The sequence below is a fragment of the Streptosporangium becharense genome (assembly GCF_014204985.1).
GTDB classification, from domain to species: Bacteria; Actinomycetota; Actinomycetes; order Streptosporangiales; family Streptosporangiaceae; genus Streptosporangium; species Streptosporangium becharense.
Map to the genome: position 1 here is coordinate 4,472,065 of NZ_JACHMP010000001.1, position 20,336 is coordinate 4,492,400.

A 20,336-nucleotide genomic window follows, 5' to 3' on the forward strand; every position below is an offset into this window, starting at 1 on the left:
TCAGGACCGTCCGGCGGCCGGAGCGTCCGGCTCGGGACCGTCCGGCTCAGGACCGTCCGGTGGTCGGGAGCGCGTCCCGGACGGCGGCCAGGCAGCGCTCCACCACCGGCCGGGGGTCGAGGGCGTAGCTCCCGTCACCGAAGAGCTCGAAGGTCATGCACCCCTGGTAGCCGCGGCGGTCCAGGGCGGCCAGGTAGTCCGCCAGCGGCAACTCGCCGTCACCCCAGGCCAGGTGTCCGGCGGGCCGGCCGTCGATCAGGTGCACGTGGCGGACGCGGTCGCCGAGCGCGTCGAAGTAGTCGTCGACGCTCTCCCCGGCCACGGCCATGCCCACGGTGTCGAGCACGGCACCCAGGTTCGGCGCGCCGATCTCGTCGAGCATCCTGGCGAGCGTGCGGGAGTCGTTGACGAGGTTCGACTCCAGTCGCTGCAACGGCTCGACCACGCACGTCACCCCGAGAGCGCCTGCGTAGGCGGCGATCTCGCCGAGCGCGTCGGCCGAGCGGCGCCACCCGGCCTCCACCGGCTCGTCCTCGAAGCCGCGGCCCGGAGTGAGCAGCAGCAGCTCCGCCCCGAGCTCCGCGCACAGTTCGGCCGCGCGGCGGAAGAGGGCGATGCTCGCCGCGCGCAGCCGGGTGTCGGGGGAGGCCACGTTGACCGGGTACATCACCTGCTCGGGGGTGAGGCAGTGCACCGTGAGGCCGCGTGACTCGACACGGCGGCGGACCGCGCGGGCCTCGGCGTCGCTCAGCTGCGGGAGGTGGAACTGCGGCGCGATGCCCCACAGCTCCACCCGCTCGCGGCCGAGGTCGGCGGCGTCGTCGAGGAACCGCTCGAACGGCAGATGCTGGTAGGCGAAGTTCGCGCCGGTGATCTGCCGGTCGGAGAGGGGCATCAGGCCTCCTGTCGTCATCGGGCCTCCTGTCGTAGGCGGTGCGCCACGGTCACTTGCCCACCCCGTCGGCGAGCCCCTTGACGATGTAGCGCTGGCCGAAGATGAACAGCAGTACCACCGGGATGGCGGCGATGACCATGCCGGCGAAGACGACGGGGTAGTCGGTGCCGTGCTTGCTCATCAGGCTCGTCAGGCCCACCGGGAGGGTCTGCACTCCGCTGCCGCTGGTGAAGACCATCGCGAAGAGGTACTCGTTCCAGGCGAAGAGGATCTGCAGCATGACCGTCGAGGTGATGATCGGCTTGCACATGGGCAGGATGATCCGCCAGAAGGTCGTCCAGCGGCTGGCGCCGTCCATCTTGGCGGCCTCGTCGACCTCGTGCGGGAGGTCGACCATGTAGGCGCGGATGAGGAAGGTGGTGAAGGGCACCCGGAACGCGGTGTAGAGGATGAGCAACGCCCAGAAGGTGTTGTACAGGCCCATCGCCTGGAACATCTTCACCAGGGGGACGAGCGCCACGGTCGGGGTGAGCATGAGCCCGCCGAGGATCAGCGCGGTGACCGTCTTGCCGAACGGGATCTCCACTCGGGTGAGGCCGTACGCGGCCCAAGCGCTGATGAACACGGTGGCGATCGTCGAGGTCACCGTGACGAGCACGCTGGTGGTGAGGTAGTCGCTCACCCCGCGGTTCCACGCCTTCTGGTAGTTCTCGAAGCTCCAGTCGACGGGGAGGGCGAAGGGGTTGCCGAAGAGCTCGGCGTTGGTCTTGAAACCGTTGAGCGCCATCCACAGCAGCGGGTAGAGCACGATCACCGCGAGGCCGAGGAGGAAGGACCACATGAACACGCGTGCGATCACGCCCATGAAGTTCAGGCGTTTCACCATTCCACCCTTCTCCTGCGGGTGACCCACATCTGCGCCAGCGCGATGCCGAGCGTGATCACGAAGAGCACGGTGGCGATCGCGGCGGCGTAACCGAAGTTGTTGCGCACGAAACCGCTGCGGTACAGCCACGTCCCCAGCACCTGGGTCGAGTTGTTGGGGCCGCCGCTGGTCATCACCATGACCTCGTTGAACACCTGGAACGCGCCGGAGATGGTGACCATCATCATCAACCCGGTCATCTCACGCACCAGCGGGAGCGTCACGTGGAAGAAGCGGCGGATCGGCCCGGTGCCGTCGAGGGCGGCGGCACCGTAGATCTCCGACGGGATGCGCTGGATCGCGACGGCGAACAGCAGGGTGGAGTACCCGAAGCCCTGCCACTGGCTCATCGCGATGATCGCCGACATCGCGGTGCTCTCCTGGCCCAGCCACGCCTGGGTGAACTCCCCGAGCCCCACCGCCTTGAGCGCGTGGTTCAGCGGGCCCAGGTTGGGTTCGTAGATGAAGTAGAAGAGCAGGCCCGCGACGGTCAGCGAGATCGCCGAGGGGAGGAAGTAGATCGCCCGGAGGTTGCGCCGCCACCGATCGCTGCTGATGCTCTCGATGAGCGCGGCGAGCAGGAGCGCGCCGAACACCTGGAACACGATCGAGATGACCGCGTACAGCAGGTTGTTGCCGAACGACGTCCAGAAGATCGGGTCGTCGAGCAGCTTGGTGTAGTTCTTCAGTCCGACGAACTCCTGCTCGCCGCTGTAGATGTCCCACTCGAGCGCGCTGAACCCGAAGTTCTGCACGAGCGGCAGGTAGACGAACACCCCGACCAGCGCGAGGGCGGGGATGACCCACGCGAGCCCGAGTGCCCTTTGAAAGACGGCGCGCACCGGCACGCTCTCCTTTCGGATGGGGGCTACTTGGCGGAGTTCGATGCCTCGCGCACGCTTTCGAGGACCTTCTCCGGAGTCATGCCACCGCTGATGAGCCCCTCACCGCCGGCGAGCCAGGCGTCGGACACCTCGGGCACCGTCACCATGTCGAGCCAGCTGACCAGCTCAGGAGCCTGGTTGACGGCCTCGATGCCCTTGAACACGGGCTTGCTGGACGTCTCCTCCGTGACGGCGCCGATGACCGTGCTGGGCTGGCCGTACGGGGGAGAGGAGAGCGTCTTGGCGTTCTCGGCGTTCGTGACGAACTTCATGAAGTCGACGGCGAGCGCCGCGCGCGGCGACTTGGCGTTGACGAAGTAGCCCTCGGGGGCGCCCTCGATCGTCTTCGGGTTGCCCGCGGCGCCCTGGGGCACCGGCAGCGGGAAGATGCCGAACTCCTCGACCGGGAGCTTCTTCTCACCGGTCACCGAGTCGAACTCCAGGACCTCCTGGTAGTACATCGCGGCCTTGCCGTTGGAGAACGCCTCCTGCGCCGAGGTGTAGAGCACGCCGTTGGTGCCGTCGCGGGTGTCGGTGCACTCGGTGACGAGGGTCTTGAACTGCTTGAGCGCGTTGACGTAGCCGGGGTGGTCGAGCTTGGCCGTCTCGGGGTTGAAGTCGGCGCGGAAGACGTCGCTCGGCACGGAGTAGGCGAAGAGCTGCTGCATGTAGTGCAGGGCGGGCCAGCCGTCCTTGTTGCCGAAGGCGATGGGCTCGTAGCCGGCCTTGCGCAGCGGCGTGCAACTGCTGATGAGCTCCTCGAAGCTGGTGGGCACCTTGACACCGGCCTTCTCGAAGGCGGTCGTGTTGTAGCCCATGAACTTGCCGTTGTTGTACAGCGGGATGCCGTAGTACTTGCCGCCGAAGGCGAAGGCGGACAGCGACGCCTTGCTGAAGGTCTTGCCCCACTCGGTGTCGGGGCCGATCACCTTGCTGAGGTCGGCCGCACGGCCACCGCGCACGAAGTTCTCGGCCCAGTTGCCGGTCCAGGTGAAGAAGATGTCGGGCAGGGCGTCCGAGGCGGTGAGCGTCTTGGTCTTGTCCTTGATGCTCTGGTCGGTCTCCTGGATGAGCTCGATCTTCACCTCGGGATGCTGCTTCTGGTACGCCGCGGCGAGGTCCTTGAAGTAGGGCTCCAGGGGGTCACCGGCGAACTTGGTGAGGATGCTCAGGGTGCCGGAGAACTCCGGGGCGGCGGCGACGTCGGCCGCGGGGGCGCCGGCCGTCCCGCCTCCGCCTCCCCCTCCACCGCAGGCGCTGAGGGTGAGGACAGAGGTCCCGACGAGTGCCGCGAACGTCGTCAGTGCGCGAGGGCGCATGGCCTTCCTTTCTCTCGGGGGGAGAGGGGACCGCCGGTGCCGTGGCACCTCGGATCCGCCGTGTGGTGTCTCCGTCACGAACCGTTTGGTGTGGGCTGACTGTACAGACGTTCTGATACCGGTACCAGGTCTAGAAACAAGATCTTTTTTTGCGATGATGTTTGATGCTGTTACGTGACATGTAATGCCTGGTCAGACAGTAGTTCATCATCGAGGGTGCTTGCGCGGTTGACGCTGACCGCCTACTGTGCCAGCGTGACTCCAGCGTGATACCGGTATCAGTCGCCATAAGCCACGGAGCGACGCCGACCCCACGCACTCCCGAAAGGACACGATGATGCTCGGCTTCAACGAGCCCGAATTCCTCTCGCAGCTCGCGAGCACGGTGGCGCTTCGCCCCCAGATCGAGGAACTGGTCGACCGTCTGGTGGACGAGGGGTTCGACAACCTCTTCCTTGTCGGCGCCGGCGGAACCTACGCCCAGATGTGGCCGTACGAGCACCTCGCCCGGCGTAGCTCCACCCTCAGCGTACGCTCCGTCATCGCCGCCGAACTCATCGTCTCGGGTGACGCCTCCCTCGGTGAGCGCTCGGTCGCGATCTTCACCTCGGTCTCGGGCACCACCGACGACAGCCTCCGCGCCATCGAGTACTGCAAGGCCAAGGGCGTCTACACGATCGGCTTCACCGGCTACCCCGAGTCGCCCATCGCGCAGAACGTCGACATCGCCCTCATCTCCGAGCCGAAGGCCTGGCCCTTCGACCAGCAGATGCTGCTCTTCATCGGCCGGCTGCTCTCGCGCCGCGGCGAGTTCGACGGCTACGAGAAGCTCGCCGACGAGCTCGCGAACATCCCGCAGGTCCTCCTGGAGGTGGCCAAGCAGGCCGACTCCGCCGCCTCCGACTTCGCCGAGGCGCACAAGGACACCGACTACCACTTCCTCGTCGGCGGCGGGAACCTGTGGGGCTTCACCTACCTGTACTCCATGTGCATCCTCGAGGAGATGCAGTGGCTGCGCACCACCCGGGTGCACAGCGCCGAGTTCTTCCACGGCTCCCTGGAACTGCTCGAGGAGAACACGAGCGTCATCATCTTCCAGGGTGAGGACGAGACCCGCGCTCTCACCGACCGCGTCGAGTCCTTCGCCAAGCGCATCTCCAAGGACGTCACCGTCTTCGACACCCGCGACTACCCGCTCGACGGGATCAGCCCGGAGTTCCGCGGCCTGCTCGCGCCGCTCGTCCTCGACACCGTCATGGGCCGCGTCAGCAAGCACCTGGAGCGGGTCCGCGACCACTCACTCGACCTGCGCCGCTACTACCGCGTCATGGACTACTGAGCACCCGCCCCCGCCCGGACGACCACCCGGGCGGGGGCACCCCGCGTGCGGCCCCCGGCGGCCCTCCCCGGCACCCCCTCGCACCCGCCACAACCCACCGCCCGCGTACCCCGGTCGCCGCCGGCGTACGCGTTCCCTCCCGGGCCGCACACCGCGGCCCGCGCACAGGAGAACCCTTATGAGAGTCCTCGGCTTCGGCGACAACATCGTCGACCGGTTCGTCGACCGCGGCGTCGACTACCCGGGCGGCAACAGCGTGAACGTCGCCGTGTACGCCCACCGGCTCGGCCTCGAAGCCGGCTACCTGGGAGTCTTCGGCGACGACGACCTCGGACGCTTCCTGGCCGAGGCGATCGCGGCCCAGGGGCTCGCCGTCGACCGCTGTGTCGTACGGGCCGGCGAGAGCGGAATCTCCACCCTGCGCGTCGACGACGGCGACCGGATCTTCCTCGGCTGGAACGGCGGCGGCGTCACGGTGCGGGAACCGCTGGTGCTCGACGACGACCTGCTCGACTACGTGACCTCCTTCGACCTCGTGCACTCAAGCGTGTACTCCGGCAGCGAGAGCGAACTGCCGAAGCTCGCCGGACGCGGCACGCTGGTCAGCTTCGACCTGTCGAGCGAGGACGACTACCGCACCCCCGACTACCTCGACCGCGTCTGCCCGCACGTCGACCTGGTGCTGCTGTCCTGCTCCCACCTCGACGAGGCCGGCACCCGCGATCTCCTGGCCGACGTCGTACGACGCGGCGCCCGCCTCGCACTCGGCACCCGCGGCATGGACGGGGCCATCGCCCACGACGGCCGCGTCACCGTCAGCGCGCCGGCGCGCCGCGTGGCCGACCCGGGACAGATCGTCGACACGATGGGCTGCGGCGACGCCTTCCTTGCCGGATTCGAGGTCTCCCTGCTGCGCGCCGGCTGGTCGACCACCGCCGCACCGGGGCATGACATGATCGAACGTGCGCTGCGCGACGGCGCGGACGCCGCCTACGAGCAGTGCTTCGTCGAAGGCGCATTCGGCTACGGCAAGCCCACCGGGCAAGCGGTGATGGCTAGCATGTCGCCAGCCGCCGAAAGCCAGAAATGAGGAACACGTCCCATGCCAGCTGCTGACCGGGGTCAGGCGACGGGACCGCCGACGATCTCCGAGGTGGCCGCCGAGGCCGGCGTCGGCCGCGCGACCGCGGCCCGCACGCTCGGCGGGTATGGGTACGTCAGCCCCGAGCTCCGGGAACGGGTGCTCGCGGCGGCCGAGAAACTCGGCTACCGCGCCAACGCGCTCGCGCGCAGCATGTCCACGGGCGTGAGCCACACCCTCGGCGTGATCGTCGCCGACATCGGCAACCCCTTCTTCGCCGGGGTGATGCGCGGGATCTCCGACACCTCCCGGGCACGGGGCTTCGACACGATCGTGCTGAGCACGTACGAGGACCTCAGCCAGGAGATCGCCGCGACGAACGTGCTCATCGACAAGCGCGTCGACGGCGTCATCATCGCCTCCGCCGCGGTCCGCCGCAGCGAGGTCGCGCACATCAGGGCCGCGATGGACCGCGGCATCCCCGTCGTCCTCGTCGACCGCGCGGTCGCCTCGCTCGACCTCGACTCGGTCGTCATCGACAACCGCGACGCGGCGCGGGCAGCCGTCGAGATGCTCATCTCCGCCGGTCACCGCCGCATCGGATTCATATGGGGGCCGCCCGCAGCCGAGGCACCCGCGACCCGGCGCGAACTCCTCGCCGAGGCGTCCCGCAACCTGTGGACCGACGGGGAACGACTGCGCGGCTACCTCGACGCGCTCGACGACGCGCGCATCCCCTTCGACCCCCAGCTGGTGATGGTCGGACGCAAGACCGAGGGACGGGCGACCCAGGAGGTCGCCCGCATGCTCGCCCTCCCCGACCGGATCACCGCGGTGTTCTGCACCGAGACCGAGGCGGTGACGGGCGCCCTGCGGGCCCTGCGCGCCGCCGGGCTCTCCTACCCGCGCGACGTCGCACTGATCGGCTTCGACGACAGCGCCTGGGCCGCGGTCATGGAACCGCCGCTGACCATGATCGAACAACCCGTGCACCAGCTCGGCGCGAAGGCCGCTGAGGTGCTGCTCGACATCCTGGACGGCGCCGAACCCCGCCGCGAGATGCACACGCTGCACTCACGCCTCATCGTCCGCTCCTCGGTCGCCGCCCCGGCGCTCCCCTGAGCGGGCGGCTGTCTTTCTCCTGAGGGGCGGGGACGGGGTCGTGTTGTGAGGGGTGTCTTCTGAGGGGGAGTGTTCTGAGAGGGCGTCTTCCCGGGGGTCGTGTTCTGAGGGGGGCGTGTTTCGAGGGGCGGTCTTCCGAGGGAGGATCGTTTCCCGAGGGGCTGGTTCTCACCGAGGTGCCGGCCGTTTCCCGGGGGCCGATCGTTTCCTGAGCGTCGGCCGGTTTCCTGGGCGTCGGCCGTTTCTTGAACGTAGGCCGTTTCTTGAGGGCTGATCGTTTCTCGGAGGGTTGATCGCTTCCCGGCGGGTTGATCGCTTCCCGAGCGGCCGGTGGCTTACCGAAGGACCGGTCGGGGCGGTGGGCAGCGGGCATCTCGAACAGCGGGTGACCTCGGACCGCAGACGATCTCGAACGGCAGGCGACTCCGGGTGGTGGAGCCCCCGGCGAACCCGCATGCCCACACCCGGCCGTAGAACGACTCCATCCCGGTCGTGGAACGACTTCACCCCGGTCGTAGAAGGACTTCGCCCTGGCCGTGGGACGACTTCACCTCGATCGTGGGAGGATTTCGCCCCGGCCATGGGACGACGCCTCCCAGCCGTGGAACGGTTCCACGACTATCCCGCAACTATGTTCTCACTGTGAATCGACCTATGGAATGCCGCTGAAACCCGGCCTCGCCTCCAAGGATCCATACTCATCTCCAAGCCATTCCCAAGAGGCGGGTCCTAGCCACTCCCAAGCAGTATCGGTGACCCTGTACACAGGTCGAAGCCGTTCAGATGTCTCTCGGTGAATCGAGAGTCCGGGCGGGTTCTTCCTGTGAAGAGGTATCGATCGGTCCGGAAGGCGATCCCATCGGAAATGTGGGGCAACGGAGGCTGGGAACACTTTCTCCCTGCTTTCTTTCCTATGGAAAACGCTCTCTGGGATGTCACCCGGAACCGGGAAGAGTCATTCACGGCATACGGAGCCGGCGACCGGCCCGAGTGATCGGACCAGGTCGATCCGGGGACGACGTGGCAGCCGGCCTCGTTCCGGTGCGCTCACGGCTTCCGGTCGAGTGGCCGGCAGCCGATTCCGACGTCGACGGTCTCCGTGAAGAGGGAGAAGCGCCGAAGGCGGCTGACCTGCGTTCATCTCAGTCAGCTGCGGGATGTCAGGCGAAGGCGGTGGGGGTTTGAAGGGCTTGGCCGTGTGGGACACGAACGAGGACGGACGTCCGGACAGGGATCGTCATCTGCCGGAGGGCGTCACCGGCTCGATCATCAATGCCTCCGGGAGGGAGCCCTTCACGGACGTCCGGCGGGTCAACTTCTGCTTCTCCGGCCGCGGGCGGTATGCCGCCTGCCTGGCGGACCACGGGAACCGCCGACTGGTCCCGGAGGTGTGGGACCTCACCGGCGAGACCCCGCTGCCCCGGACGCTGCACGGCTACGAGGGTGTGACTCCGGAGACCGTGCCGGTCGCCACCGACGACGGCCACATACTGCTGTGCCGCCCGACCGGCGACGGTGCACTCCACCTCATCCTGGTCGTCCCCTCTCAAAACGACGGCGCTTCCCGCAACGACGGCGTCTCTCGAAACGACGGCGTCTCTCGAAACGACGGCGTCTCTCGAAACGACGGCGTCTCTCGAAACGACGGCGCTTCCCGCAACGACGGCGCTTCCCGCAACGACGGCGCTTCCCGCAACGACGGCGACGGTTTCTCCCCGTACGGGGACGCCGTTTTCTCCCCAGGCGGCGTTTTCTCCCCAGGCGGCGCTTTCTCGCCGGGTGTCGGTTTCTCCCCGGGCGGTGTTTTCTCGCAGGGCGATGGTGTCCCCCCGGGCGGCGATGGTTCTTCTCCGGACCGCGGCGATGTGGCCGAGGAATACCCGCTGGCCGTCATCCGCAGCTCGGGCTTCAGGCTCATCGCCGCTCCGACAGCCGGAACAGCCGCCCTGGCTTTCGAAACCGGGCCCAGCCGGATCACCACGGTCTGGCGGCTGTCCGGACGCGACGAACCCCTCGAACCGGTCACTGAGCTGTTCGGCCAGTTCAGCGGCGGGATCTGGCTGGACGCCACCGGCGACCACCTCGCTCTGAAGTTCCACCGCTTCAACCGCTCCAACCGGTTTAACCCCTATGACCGGTCTAATCCCTCCTCCAACCGGCCCTTTGCCCGGACCGCCGATCAGGCTTCCACCCGGGGCGGCGGCCGAGCCGAGACGGGCACCGTGGTCCTGGACCTCTCACGCGGCACCCTGACCCCCCTCGGCGGGCTGGCCGGCGACGAACGTCTGCTGCTGGCGGCGCCCCGCACCGGGGTGCTGCTCACCGCCGCGAACCGCGACGGCGTCCACCGGCTCGGCGTACGCCACCGCGACGACGAGCGACCTACCGTCTTCCCCAACCGGCTGAACGCGATCGAGGGCAACGTCACCCCGCTGGCCCTGGACCCCACCGGACGGCACCTGGCGCTGGCGGTCACCCGCGGTGCCCGCTCCCACCTGCTCCTGCACGACCTGGTGGAGGACACCGGCCAGGAGATCGACCTGCCGCCCGGGATCCTGTACCAGCGGGCCTACTGGAGTGCCACCGGCCTGCACCTGATCCACAGCACACCCGACCGGCCGCCCACCCTGATCACCGTGCCCCCGCCGTCCGCGTCGCATGCCTCCCTGTCCCCGCCGCACGTCTCATCGTCCGCGTCGCATGCCTCGCCGTCCCCGCCGCACGTCCCATCGCTCGCGCCACATGCCTCGCCGTCCCCGCTGTCCTCACCGCCCCTCCTGCCGTCCCCGCCACCTCGCGGGCGCCGTCGGGAGCCGGTCCGCGTTCAGAACTACGACGGGCCGGCGGGAGCCGTCGAGGCGATCGTGTACGGCGACCCCGCCACCAGTGACCGGGTCGTGCTCGCGCTGCACGGCGGCCCCGAGGCCGCTTGGCAGCTCGGCTTCAATCCGCTGTTCCGGCGGCTGGCCGCAGCCGGAACCGCCGTGGTCGCACCCAACCAGCGCGGCAGCATCGGCTACGGCGCCGCGCACCGCGACGCCATCCGCGGCGCCTGGGGTGGCCCCGACCTGGCCGACGTCCTCCATCTGGGACGTGCCCTGCTCACCGCACGCGGGCCCGGCCGCGAACGCCCGGTGCTGTACGGCCCCAGCTACGGCGCTCACCTGGCGCTGCTGGCCGCCGCCGCACAGACCGGCCTGTGGTCCCGCGCCGCGGTCGTCGCACCATTCCTGTCCGGGCGGCTCCTGTACGAGGACGGGCCGCCCACGGTACGCAACCTGCTCGACCGGCTCGGCGGGCACGAGGAGATCCACGACGAGCTCGGCCCCCGCGACCTGCTGCGGCTGGCCGGCCGAATGCGGCTGCCGATCCTCATCATCCACGGCGACCAGGACCCGACCATCCCGGTCACCCACTCCCGGCGGCTACGCGACCGGCTCCGCGAGAGCGGCCACCGCGACGGCACCGACCTGATCTATCTGGAGGTCCCCGGGGCGGGCCACGACCCGTTGACCGAGGCCGACGAGCGCCTCGTCCTCGACCGAGTCGTCGGCTTCCTGCACGTCGGCCCCCTCGGTGCCTTGAACGTGTCCGGGTAACGTACGACGGCAGGTGGGGCAGACCCCGGCTGGGCCGGCGGCCGACCGCCACCCGGTGGCGGCGATGCCCTCGTGCACCGCCCTCGCGTACCGCCTCGAAAATCCCCTCGGTCGCATCGGGCAGGCGGGCGGCGCTGGAAAGCGCTGGAATAGGTCAGCAGTGACGGATCGAACGCGTTGTGATGAGTCCGGCCCGCAGGCGGCCTTCCGCCGCAGATCACGTCACAGCGCTGGACGGCCTCGACATCGGGGGCCTCATACAGGGGTTACGGCAGCACCGCCGCGGCTGGAATCTGCGGCGGCGTGCCAGGCAGCCCGTCAGACGAAGACGCCACGGTGGCGGATGTCGCGACCGGGATAAGCGTCTGGCACTGCTCGACCGGGCATACGGACGTGCCACCTCCGGGGAGGGGACGGCTGTCGGCAGGTGGCCTGCGCACTCGATCCGACCGGCTCTCCAGCCACTTGCCTTGCATAACAACAGTCTGACCCCGCTGCTGTTCGCAGCGGGGTCAGACCCCTCTCTGTCAGACTGCCGTGAGACATGGGACGCAGGAGTCCTTCTGATGTGAAGCAGGGCGAGACAGGACGATCAAGACAGTGACGATGACCCTCGCCGACCAGACCGCGATGACCGGGCAGGATGGTCGTGTGACCTCCCAGCAGCCGGAGCAGCCCAAGCGGCGCACCTTCACCAAGGCCTGCAAGGCGCGGATCCCGGCGGCCTTCGACGCCCTGCCCGAAGGCAGCGCCGAGCGCGGCGCCCTGCTGCGCAGGGAACGGCTGTACCACTCCCACATCGAGCACTGGCGCAAGCAGGCCGAGACCGGCACCCTGGCCGCCTCGACGGGAAAGCCGGTGAAAAGCGCCGAGGCCGAGGAACTGGCCCGGCTGCGCGCCGAGAACAAGAAACTCAAGGCCGCCAACGACAAACTCGTCGGCGAGCTCGGCAAGACCCGGACCGCCCTGGACATCGCGGGAAAAGCGTTCGCGCTGCTGCAGGACATCTCAAGCAGCGCGGACTCCGAGAAGAAGTGACCCGGCTCCTCGACGAGCACTTCCCCGAGATGGAAGAAGCCGTCGGCACAGTGCGCGCGTGTGCGATTCTCGGGAAATCCCGGGCCACGCTGCACCGGCACCGCAACCCCGCCCCGCCCTGGCTGGGGCCGCGCCGCCCGTTCCATCACCCGACCGAGCTGACCGAGCACGAGCGGGCCCAGGTGCTGGCGGCGCTGGACTCGCCCCGCTTCGCCGACAAGTCGCCGGGCCAGGTGTGGGCGACGCTGCTGGACGAGGGCGTCTACCTGTGCTCGCAGGCCACCATGTACCGGCTGCCGCGGGAGCGTGGCACGGCCGGCGAGCGCCGCGCCCAGGCCGTCCACCCCGCGCGTAAGAAACCCGAGCTGACCGCCGACGGCCCCCACCAGGTGTGGTCATGGGACATCACGAAACTGAAAGGCCCCGCGCGGGGTGCACTATCTGCTGTACGTCATCCTGGACATCTTCTCCCGGAAAGTCGTCCGGTGGGAGATCCGGCCGACCGAGACCGGGATCTTGGCCAAGGAGTTCATCGAGCACGCCATCGCCGCCAACGACGGGATCGCGCCGGAGGCGATCCACGCCGACCGCGGCACGGTGATGACGTCGACCACCGTCTCCGGGCTGCCGGCGCTGCTGGGGATCGACCAGTCCCATTCCCGGCCGCGCGTGTCCAACGACAACCCGTATTCCGAAGCGCAGTTCAAGACGCTCAAGTACTGTCCGGCGTTTCCGGGCGAGTTCGGGTCCATCGAGGACGCGAACGTCTTCTGCGGCCAGTTCTTCCGGTACTACAACACTGAGCACCGCCATTCCGGGATCGGGATGCACACCCCCGCCTCGGTGCGTGACGGCTCGGCGGTCGAGATCCAGGCCCGGCGGGCCGCCACGCTGAACGCGGCGTTCCTGGCCTATCCCGAGCGGTTCCGCGGTCGGCGGCCGAGCCCGCCGCCGCTGCCCGCCCGGGTATGGATCAACAAGCCGTCGACAGACCTCGAAGACGACGAAGCCGAGGCCTCAGCACAGACACCGAACGTGGCTTGATGTCTCAACAGGTTTGACAGGTACCGAACGGCCTGACGAGCAGCTCTCATCTACAGCAGCCTAGAAAATCTTGATCCACAGGTCTTGACGATTACTCCGGCCGCCGGCTCCTGATCGCGGCCGTCAGCGCGTCGCTGACCAGCTCGGTCCGCAGGTGATCGGCGATCGACCAGCTGATCAGGCGCCGTGACCCGGTATGGATCACGGTCGCGAGATACAGCCACGAGTCATTGACCGGCAGATAAGTGATATCCCCACACCACTGCTGGTCGATCTCACCGGGTGTGAAGTCGCGCTCGAGCAGGTCCGCAACCGGCGCAGCGTCCTGGTCGGGGATCGTGGTTGGAGTTGACCTGGTGTGGGAACGGCCACCGCTGTCTCCGCGGTACCTGTGCCGCCAGCTCCTCTGTCCGCTATAAGGCCGTAGCACGGAGCTGCTGCGCGGCGATTTTGACCTGCTCCGCGCTCGGCAGATGGACTACGCCGAACTTCGATGCCTTCTCCAGCTGGATCTTGTGAAACTGAAACGGTGGCGTAGCACCTGAGAGCAGTTCGGAGGTCTGGCGCTTTCTCCCTTGGTCGTCCTTATGGAACTTGCTGTTCTGGACAAGGAGGCTGCACGCCGTACGCCCACACCAGAAGTCCACGCGGAATAGCGCATCAGCGAGGGGGTGCACGCGGACGTCCAGCCCAGCCGCCCGGAGATGCGTTACCACGTATACCTCGCGGAGGAAGGAGTAGTAGGCGTTACCAACGCGCCATCGCATCGCGTCCCTGACGATGGTCCTACTGATGCCGAACGAAGAGGTGACCCGCTGCACCTCTTCTTGGGCAGGCCTCCACAGCATGCTGTTGGCCTGTGGGTCATCGTGGGCGAACTCGTTGAAGCGCTGCCAGGTCGGCAGCTCGCGCGTCGCTTCCACGGTGTAGTGGAGGACGTGCATGAACGCAAAGTCTGGATGCCAGTCGACGATGGCTCGAACTCTCTCGGCGTTCGCGCGCTTCACCTCACCAAGCGCGTGATCCGTTGTGCGGCACACATGCTCCACGTCCCCAGGCCCGAGCTGGTAGACAAACGAAGTCTCGTGCGCCTCGACGAAGGGCACGACCGTGTACATCTTTGCTGGAGTCGCCCGCCAATCAGCAAGAGCCTGTCTGGTCTGCGGAGTTACGTTGAACAGGTCGAGGACGTCGTGAGCAGTCGTACGGAGAGTCATCCTAGCCATCCGAACTGTGCGCAAGCTTGCGGTAACCGGACCGTTCTGCTCGGGAAGATACGGGGTGCTACCGACATTTCTAGATTAGTGTGATCTTTGCCGGAATCTGCCGATAGTTGCCGAATCCTGCCGCGACCTCTAACCTCCTCTTGGCGGAACCCTGGGGAGGTCTCGATGGACACGATGTGGGCGGATTGGCGCAACCCCAAGCTCGGCGCGCGGATTCGTGTCGCGCTGTGGCTGCATGGGGAGATCGGTGAAGGTCAGCGCTTCAACAAGCAGCAGCTCCGCAAGGCGATCCCCGACGTTGAGCAAGTCGACCGCCGGATGAGAGACCTGCGCCCGGCTGGATGGGTGATCAAGACATACAGAGACATGGCGAGCTTGAGCCCAGATGAGCTGTACCTAGAGAAGATCGGCACTCCCATCTGGGAACCTGGTCAGCGTTCGGTCGGCCTGCGCTCCATTAGCGGGAAGGTCCGGCGTCAAGTCATGGAGCGCGACCTTCACTGCTGTCTTCGATGCGGTATCAGCGCGGGCGAGCCATACCCAGACGACCCCACCAGTACGGCGCGGCTCACCATGGGCCACGTGAACCCGCATAAGCATGGTTCTACGGCCACTTTGGAGGACCTGGTGACCGAGTGTGCTCGATGTAACGAAACTGCACAGCACCTTACGGGAGTCCAGCTTTCACCAGAGCAGGTCTGGGACCGGATTAAGGAACTGCCGAAGAAGGAGAAGCAGAAGCTTCTGAACTGGATGGCGGCTGAACGCAGGTCCCCCTCCGAGACCGAGCAGGTCTGGGCTCGCTATCGGCAACTGCCCGCAGTACACCGAGCCGAGCTCCGCCAGCGATTGGGGCTTGCATTGGAACCGGATGGAGAGAGCCCGAAGTGATTGTCGGTCCCGATGGCTATGTTCAGCCCATGCTTATCGAAATCGCTGCACACGACTCCGAGATGGAAAGAGTCTTCGCTAATCTAATGGGGCTCGACCCTACGGGCTCCCGGACAGCAAAGGCTATCCGGCGAACGTTCGACATGCTCCTCGATGGCCAGCACACTGGCCGTTTCCGATGGGAACAGCTCCTCAAGACCGAGAAGACCCATTGCGGGACTCTGGTCGAGATCAACCTCCAGCGTGAGTTCGGCTTCTCAGACGGCGCAGTGCTCGATTACTCAATTGAGGGCATCGAGGTGGACTGCAAGTACTCACAGGATCTTGGAGACTGGATGATCCCCCCAGAAGCGGTGAGACACGTGCTCTTGGGCCTGTGGGCGAACGACAAAAAGGGCTTATGGTCTGCTGGTCTGGTCCGGGCCGTCCCAGACTTGCTGACATCCCCTAAGGGAAACCGCGATCTCAAGCGACGTCTGAGCAAGGAAGGCAAGCGCACCGTTCGGTGGCTCTTTCGAGACTTTCCGCTGCCCGAGAATGTCCTGCTCCGGCTGCCGCCAGAAGATGTCGCCGCAATCTTCGACTGCGGTCTTCCCGGCCACAAGTGCACTCGGCATGGGAGCAAGCGGGTGGACGAGCTCTTCCGGAGAGCGCAGGGCCGGCTGATAAGCCGAACAGCCGTCGCCACCGTCGCCCAGCAAGAGGATTACATGAAGCGAGTACGTGGCAACGGTGGTGCTCGCTCCAGTCTTCGGCCCGAAGGCATTGTGATCTTCGGTCAGTACGACAGTCATCGAGTCCTAGCCCGCCAGCTCGCCGTACCCGTTCCTGGTGCTGGAGAGTCGATCAGCGTACGGCTAGCGCAGCGCGGCCCTCACCACGGCGCTCGCCCTTATATCTCCCTCGATGGGAAGGAATGGGTAGTCGCGGACTCCGATGATCCAATAGAGGCTGCGCCTACTCTCCCAGAGACAAAGAAGTCTGCTCTGGAAGATGAGTAGACCGGTCCCCCGACACCCCCAACAGGGACGTTAGGTCGTCCGGCTGGCGTCCCCAGCCTGGGGTAACTCCCAGTTTGGGAGGCAAGAGCGCATAGCAGCCGTCGCGAGCTACGGTCTCACCGGCACGCCCCAGCTGAGCCTGTGTAGGCATGCCTGACCATCGGATGTGCTCGCGGCCAGAAACGGCGGCGAGCGCAGTGATCTAGTATTTCTTTACCTATGGCCCGCCGCTGAACGCTCTCTCGGTTGCAGAAGTGTCAGCCAGTCACGCTAGTCTCGCTCGCATGTTCGGGACTTGGGCGCACTGCCGCAACTACTGCCTCAATGGCCGTGGCCAGCGCTTCATGCTCCCAGAGCCGGATCACCTGCCAGCCAGCAGCTTCAAGAGCACTGTTGACGCGCTGATCGCGTTCCATGTTCCGGCGGAGCTTCGGCGTCCAGTACCACTCGTTCGTGGTGGGTTGCCGACCGTGCTCGGGACAGACGTGCCAGAAGCAGCCGTCGACGAAGACAGCGACCTTTTTGGCGGTGAAGACGATGTCCGGACGGACCTTCACCTCGCCCAGGTCCAGCCGAAGATCCTTCCGGTAGCGGAAGCCCATGCGGTGCAGCGCACTACGCAGGACCACCTCGGGCTTGGTGCCAGAGCGCCTGTTGGCCTGCATGTTGCGCGATCGGCCCTCGTTGAGCGGCGCCGGATAAATCCCCCGCTCGTGGGCCTGCTTCCTGGCTTGGACTCTCTTACTCTCTCCCACACTCGTCCTATTGGGCGTACAGCTGACAGTCGTCTCCGCGAAGATACAGCTGCCTACTGGCCCATGGCCTCATCCGGACTACGAAAGGGGTCCTAGTGACTGAAAACCAGCTTCACGTCATTGAGATCCAGGCTGAGGTCGGCGAGCAGCCCCTCGAACCGGAGGAAGCAGGAACGGAGCACGAGCTCGCCGCTAGGTCCGCTGGATCAGAAACGTTGGCTGCAGAGCGCGAGGATGTGCTTGAGGTCGTCGAGATCTGTGCCGGGGCTGGAGGCCAGTCACTCGGGTTGGAACGCGCAGGCTTCCGGCATGTGCTTGCCGTCGAGCTCGACAGGCAAGCTGCCGAGACGCTCCGCCACAACCTCGTCGAAGTGCTCGGATACGACGAGAAGGAGGCCGCCGACACCGTCAAGATCGGTGACGTTGCTGACTCTAAGGTTTGGGATCCAGACGAATACCGCGGCGTCGATCTGCTTGCTGGAGGCGTGCCCTGTCCCCCTTTCAGCATCGCGGGCAAGCAACTGGGGGCCACCGACGAGAGGGACTTGTTCGCCTGGGCCGTGGAGCTGTGTGGCCGGATCAAGCCGAAGGCGCTCCTGCTTGAGAACGTCAAGGGCCTGAGCGGCAGCCGGTTCACGGCGTATCGGCAGCGCGTACTTGACCGGCTGAGCGAGTACGGCTACATAGCCGAGTGGAGGCTGCTGCACGCGGATGACTACGGGGTTTCTCAGCTCCGGCCCCGGTTTGTGCTGGTCGCGCTTATGCCTGAGTACGCGGAATACTTCGAGTGGCCTAAGAAGCACCCGGAACGGCCGCTCCCGGTTGGGGAACTGCTCAGGGACCTAATGGCCAAGGGTGATTGGTCTGAAGACAAGCTGGAGGAGTGGGTTCAGCAGGCGAACAAGATAGCCCCGACCATTGTTGGTGGCTCCAAGAAGCACGGCGGCGCTGACCTCGGCCCTTCGCGGGCCAAGGCCGCCTGGGAGGCGATGGGGGTTGACGCCAAGGGGGTAGCAGACGAACCGCCTGGACTGAAGAACCCGCGGGTGAAGGGAGCCCCGCATCCGATGCTCACCGTGGACATGGTCGCGCGCATCCAGGGCTGGTACGGCGAGGACTTCGCTAAGTGGGAGTTCCTCGGCAAGAAGACCTCTCAGTACCGGCAAATCGGCAATGCCTTCCCACCGCCGGTTGCGAAGGAGCTCGGGGTAGCGATTAGAAGAGCTCTGCGGAAGGAAGGCGAGCGGCGGGTTCTGGTAGAGGAGACCGACGTTGTGCTGGACCCCGTCTACAGGGTTCTGCTTGGCAGTAGTCGGCCGCTGACGGTTGAGCAGATCGTCGAACGCCTAGCTGCTACGAACGAGCCACTGGAGCAGCCAGAGGTGGAGCGGCACCTGAACCACCTCCGCCATGACTTCGAGCTGATATCGGTTCAGCGGTCCAATGGTGACGTTGCGTACCAGCTCGGCGAATTCAAGGCGTTCCTCGGACAGGAGGATCATCAGCGGCATGACCTGTTCAGCAAGTACAGATCGAAGATCAGCTGACATGGTGGATGCTAACCCCAATGTTCTCTCTGGTGGGAGTTGGAGTTGCCCCGGTTCGGTAGACACATCAGGGCTTGCGACTACGCAGCAGCATAGCTGTCTTGATGGACGTTCTTGAGGGCCTGTCGGCGCTCGTATTCGGCTGGGCTGAGTTGACCGTTGGCCGAATGCCGGCGCCGGGGGTTGTAGAACCCCTCGATGGAGGCGAACACCGCCCGCTCGGCCTCCGAACGGGTGCGGAAGGTCCGCCGGTTCCAACTAGCGTGATCCGGCTCACCGGGGTGAGGCGGGAGATCCCTCCACGGTGTGATCCGGATGATCGGCGGTCTCCCTAGGCTGGCCGGATGGCTTCTCCCCCCGCTCAGCGGCCCGTCGCCCGGCTGGGCCGCGCGCTCACCGCGGCCGTGTGGACCGGCAGGGCCGGTCCGCCGCACCCCCGCCCCCGGCGGCTGGCCCCCCGCGTGCCGGGGTTTCTGAGTCTGCTGCCGTTCCGCACGATCGACCTGGTCGTCGTCGCCGATCTCGTGCTGGCTTTCATCCTGTTCCGTGTCGTGCAGGCGCTCATGAGGGACGAGTCGCTGTATATGGCGACGCCTCTGGACGAGGGAGAGATCGCGTTCATCGCCGTGACCTCCTCGCTGCCGCTGGCGCTGCGCGACCGCTGGCCGCTGACGGCCTGGCGGCTCGCGGTGGTGCTGATTCCCTGGGGGATCGTCACCCGCGGCCAGGACCTGGAGGCGGCCTTCTCCGCCGACGCCGTGATCATGTACCTGCTGGTGGTCTACGCGGTCGCGGTCCGCTGCGAGCGGCACGTCATCATCGGCGTGTGGATGATCTCGGCTGCCGCTCTGTGGATCCTCGGCATCCAATCCGGCCCCAACCTGCCCGGCGTGACGTTCATCGGCATCGCCATGGTGACCGTCACCGTCCTGTTCGGCTACAACGTCCAGGCCAGGAGGACGGCCGCCGGGCGGCTGGCCGAGGAGGAACGGCGCAGCGAGCAGGCGCTGGCCGGGCAGGCCGTGCTGGAGGAGCGGGCCAGGATCGCCCGGGAGCTGCACGACGTGGTGGCGCACCACATGTCGGTGATCGCCATCCAGGCGGAGGCCGTACCGCTGAAGGCGCGGGGGGACGCGCGGCTGCTGGAAGAGGGGCTCGGCGAGATCCGCGCGCTCTCGCTGGCCGCCATGACCGAGATGCGCCGCGTGCTGGGCGTGCTGCGCGACGGGGACGGGCGTACGGACACCGCGCCGCAGCCGAGCCTGGGCCGCCTGGACGAACTCGCCGCCACCGCGCGCTCCGCCGGGCTCGCCGTGGAGCTCAAGCTGGGCGGCGACCTGCTCGAACTGCCCACCGCGGTGAGTCTGTCCGCCTACCGGATCGTGCAGGAGTCGCTCAGCAACGCCATGCGACACGCGCCCGGCTCGGCCGTCACGGTGAAGATCTCCCGATCCGGCGACGAGCTGAACATCCACGTGGCGGACGACGGCGGGGACCGCGCCGCCGCGGAGGCGGCGAAGGCGGGGCGCGAGAAGCACACGGGACACGGCCTGATCGGGATGCGGGAACGGGCCGCCATGCTCGGCGGGAGCGTGTGGGCGGGGCCGGCGGGAAAGGGCTTCGCGGTCACCGCGATACTTCCGATCGCTGAGGAAGCATGACGATCCAGG

At 66.9% G+C, this 20,336-nt stretch carries 16 protein-coding genes and 1 pseudogene; 10 read left to right on the forward strand and 7 right to left on the reverse strand.

Going from position 1 to position 20,336, the window contains the following annotated elements; genetic code table 11:
• Nucleotides 1-46: 46 nt before the first annotated feature.
• From F4562_RS19815 to F4562_RS19830, 4 genes are read right to left on the reverse strand one after another with little or no spacing between them, the layout of a single operon-like run.
• Complete coding sequence (locus F4562_RS19815) at nt 47-913, reverse strand: sugar phosphate isomerase/epimerase family protein (RefSeq protein WP_221207797.1); 867 nt, start codon at nt 911-913, stop codon at nt 47-49.
• Nucleotides 914-944: 31 nt separating this feature from the next.
• On the reverse strand, nt 945-1,781 hold the full coding sequence (locus tag F4562_RS19820; protein ID WP_184547150.1) for a carbohydrate ABC transporter permease: 837 nt from the start codon (nt 1,779-1,781) through the stop codon (nt 945-947).
• The gene (locus F4562_RS19825) at nt 1,775-2,662 is read right to left on the reverse strand and encodes a carbohydrate ABC transporter permease (protein ID WP_311734252.1); all 888 of its coding nucleotides are present in this window, start codon (nt 2,660-2,662) and stop codon (nt 1,775-1,777) included. Before F4562_RS19825 ends, F4562_RS19820 begins: the two co-directional genes overlap by 7 nt.
• A 26-nt stretch (nt 2,663-2,688) precedes the next feature.
• On the reverse strand, nt 2,689-4,023 hold the full coding sequence (locus tag F4562_RS19830) for an ABC transporter substrate-binding protein (protein ID WP_184547148.1): 1,335 nt from the start codon (nt 4,021-4,023) through the stop codon (nt 2,689-2,691).
• Nucleotides 4,024-4,360: 337 nt separating this feature from the next.
• On the opposite strand from F4562_RS19830, the gene F4562_RS19835 reads away from it, so the two are divergent.
• From F4562_RS19835 to F4562_RS35065, 6 genes are all read left to right on the forward strand, one after another.
• Entirely contained in the window at nt 4,361-5,362 is a 1,002-nt protein-coding gene (locus F4562_RS19835; protein ID WP_184547146.1) for an SIS domain-containing protein, read from the forward strand.
• 178 nt (nt 5,363-5,540) lie between these two features.
• Complete coding sequence (locus tag F4562_RS19840; protein WP_184547144.1) at nt 5,541-6,452, forward strand: PfkB family carbohydrate kinase; 912 nt, start codon at nt 5,541-5,543, stop codon at nt 6,450-6,452.
• A 12-nt stretch (nt 6,453-6,464) separates the two neighbouring features.
• The gene (locus tag F4562_RS19845) at nt 6,465-7,565 is read left to right on the forward strand and encodes a LacI family DNA-binding transcriptional regulator (RefSeq protein ID WP_184547142.1); all 1,101 of its coding nucleotides are present in this window, start codon (nt 6,465-6,467) and stop codon (nt 7,563-7,565) included.
• A 1,181-nt stretch (nt 7,566-8,746) separates the two neighbouring features.
• The gene (locus F4562_RS19850; protein WP_184547140.1) at nt 8,747-11,164 is read left to right on the forward strand and encodes an alpha/beta hydrolase family protein; all 2,418 of its coding nucleotides are present in this window, start codon (nt 8,747-8,749) and stop codon (nt 11,162-11,164) included.
• Nucleotides 11,165-11,764: 600 nt separating this feature from the next.
• Nucleotides 11,765-12,202, forward strand: coding sequence for a hypothetical protein (locus F4562_RS19855; protein WP_184547138.1), 438 nt, complete (start codon nt 11,765-11,767; stop codon nt 12,200-12,202).
• Nucleotides 12,203-12,634: 432 nt separating this feature from the next.
• Nucleotides 12,635-13,246, forward strand: coding sequence for an integrase core domain-containing protein (locus F4562_RS35065; protein WP_311734251.1), 612 nt, complete (start codon nt 12,635-12,637; stop codon nt 13,244-13,246).
• A gap of 103 nt (nt 13,247-13,349) precedes the next feature.
• On the opposite strand, the pseudogene F4562_RS35070 reads toward F4562_RS35065, so the two are convergent.
• Nucleotides 13,350-13,589 (reverse strand): annotated as a pseudogene (locus F4562_RS35070) (DDE-type integrase/transposase/recombinase); the annotation flags it as partial.
• 70 nt (nt 13,590-13,659) lie between these two features.
• The gene (locus tag F4562_RS19870) at nt 13,660-14,463 is read right to left on the reverse strand and encodes a hypothetical protein (protein ID WP_184547134.1); all 804 of its coding nucleotides are present in this window, start codon (nt 14,461-14,463) and stop codon (nt 13,660-13,662) included.
• Nucleotides 14,464-14,637: 174 nt separating this feature from the next.
• On the opposite strand from F4562_RS19870, the gene F4562_RS19875 reads away from it, so the two are divergent.
• Nucleotides 14,638-15,363 carry an HNH endonuclease gene (locus tag F4562_RS19875; RefSeq protein WP_184547132.1) on the forward strand — a complete coding sequence of 242 codons (726 nt, stop codon included), beginning with the start codon at nt 14,638-14,640 and terminating at the stop codon, nt 15,361-15,363.
• Between the two features lie 29 nt (nt 15,364-15,392).
• On the forward strand, nt 15,393-16,364 hold the full coding sequence (locus tag F4562_RS19880; protein ID WP_184547130.1) for a NaeI family type II restriction endonuclease: 972 nt from the start codon (nt 15,393-15,395) through the stop codon (nt 16,362-16,364).
• A gap of 257 nt (nt 16,365-16,621) precedes the next feature.
• On the opposite strand, the gene F4562_RS19885 is transcribed toward F4562_RS19880, so the two are convergent.
• On the reverse strand, nt 16,622-17,119 hold the full coding sequence (locus tag F4562_RS19885) for a very short patch repair endonuclease (protein WP_311734250.1): 498 nt from the start codon (nt 17,117-17,119) through the stop codon (nt 16,622-16,624).
• Nucleotides 17,120-17,214: 95 nt separating this feature from the next.
• Here F4562_RS19885 and F4562_RS19890 point away from each other — a divergent pair, with 95 nt between their 5' ends.
• Nucleotides 17,215-18,666: a DNA cytosine methyltransferase gene (locus tag F4562_RS19890; RefSeq protein WP_311734249.1), complete on the forward strand. Its 1,452-nt coding sequence runs from the start codon at nt 17,215-17,217 to the stop codon at nt 18,664-18,666.
• Nucleotides 18,667-19,010: 344 nt separating this feature from the next.
• Nucleotides 19,011-20,327, forward strand: a complete 1,317-nt coding sequence (locus F4562_RS19895; protein WP_184547126.1) for a sensor histidine kinase — start codon at nt 19,011-19,013, stop codon at nt 20,325-20,327.
• Nucleotides 20,328-20,336: the final 9 nt, after the last annotated feature.

Bases quoted from the DNA above. Each gene is read 5' to 3' on its own strand.
- F4562_RS19815 (WP_221207797.1), bottom strand. From the start codon at position 913: ATGACGACAGGAGGCCTGATGCCCCTCTCCGACCGGCAGATCACCGGC.
- F4562_RS19820 (WP_184547150.1), bottom strand. From the start codon at position 1,781: ATGGTGAAACGCCTGAACTTCATGGGCGTGATCGCACGCGTGTTCATG.
- F4562_RS19830 (WP_184547148.1), bottom strand. From the start codon at position 4,023: ATGCGCCCTCGCGCACTGACGACGTTCGCGGCACTCGTCGGGACCTCT.
- F4562_RS19835 (WP_184547146.1), top strand. From the start codon at position 4,361: ATGCTCGGCTTCAACGAGCCCGAATTCCTCTCGCAGCTCGCGAGCACG.
- F4562_RS19840 (WP_184547144.1), top strand. From the start codon at position 5,541: ATGAGAGTCCTCGGCTTCGGCGACAACATCGTCGACCGGTTCGTCGAC.
- F4562_RS19845 (WP_184547142.1), top strand. From the start codon at position 6,465: ATGCCAGCTGCTGACCGGGGTCAGGCGACGGGACCGCCGACGATCTCC.
- F4562_RS19870 (WP_184547134.1), bottom strand. From the start codon at position 14,463: ATGACTCTCCGTACGACTGCTCACGACGTCCTCGACCTGTTCAACGTA.
- F4562_RS19875 (WP_184547132.1), top strand. From the start codon at position 14,638: ATGGACACGATGTGGGCGGATTGGCGCAACCCCAAGCTCGGCGCGCGG.
- F4562_RS19880 (WP_184547130.1), top strand. From the start codon at position 15,393: ATGCTTATCGAAATCGCTGCACACGACTCCGAGATGGAAAGAGTCTTC.
- F4562_RS19895 (WP_184547126.1), top strand. From the start codon at position 19,011: ATGGCTTCTCCCCCCGCTCAGCGGCCCGTCGCCCGGCTGGGCCGCGCG.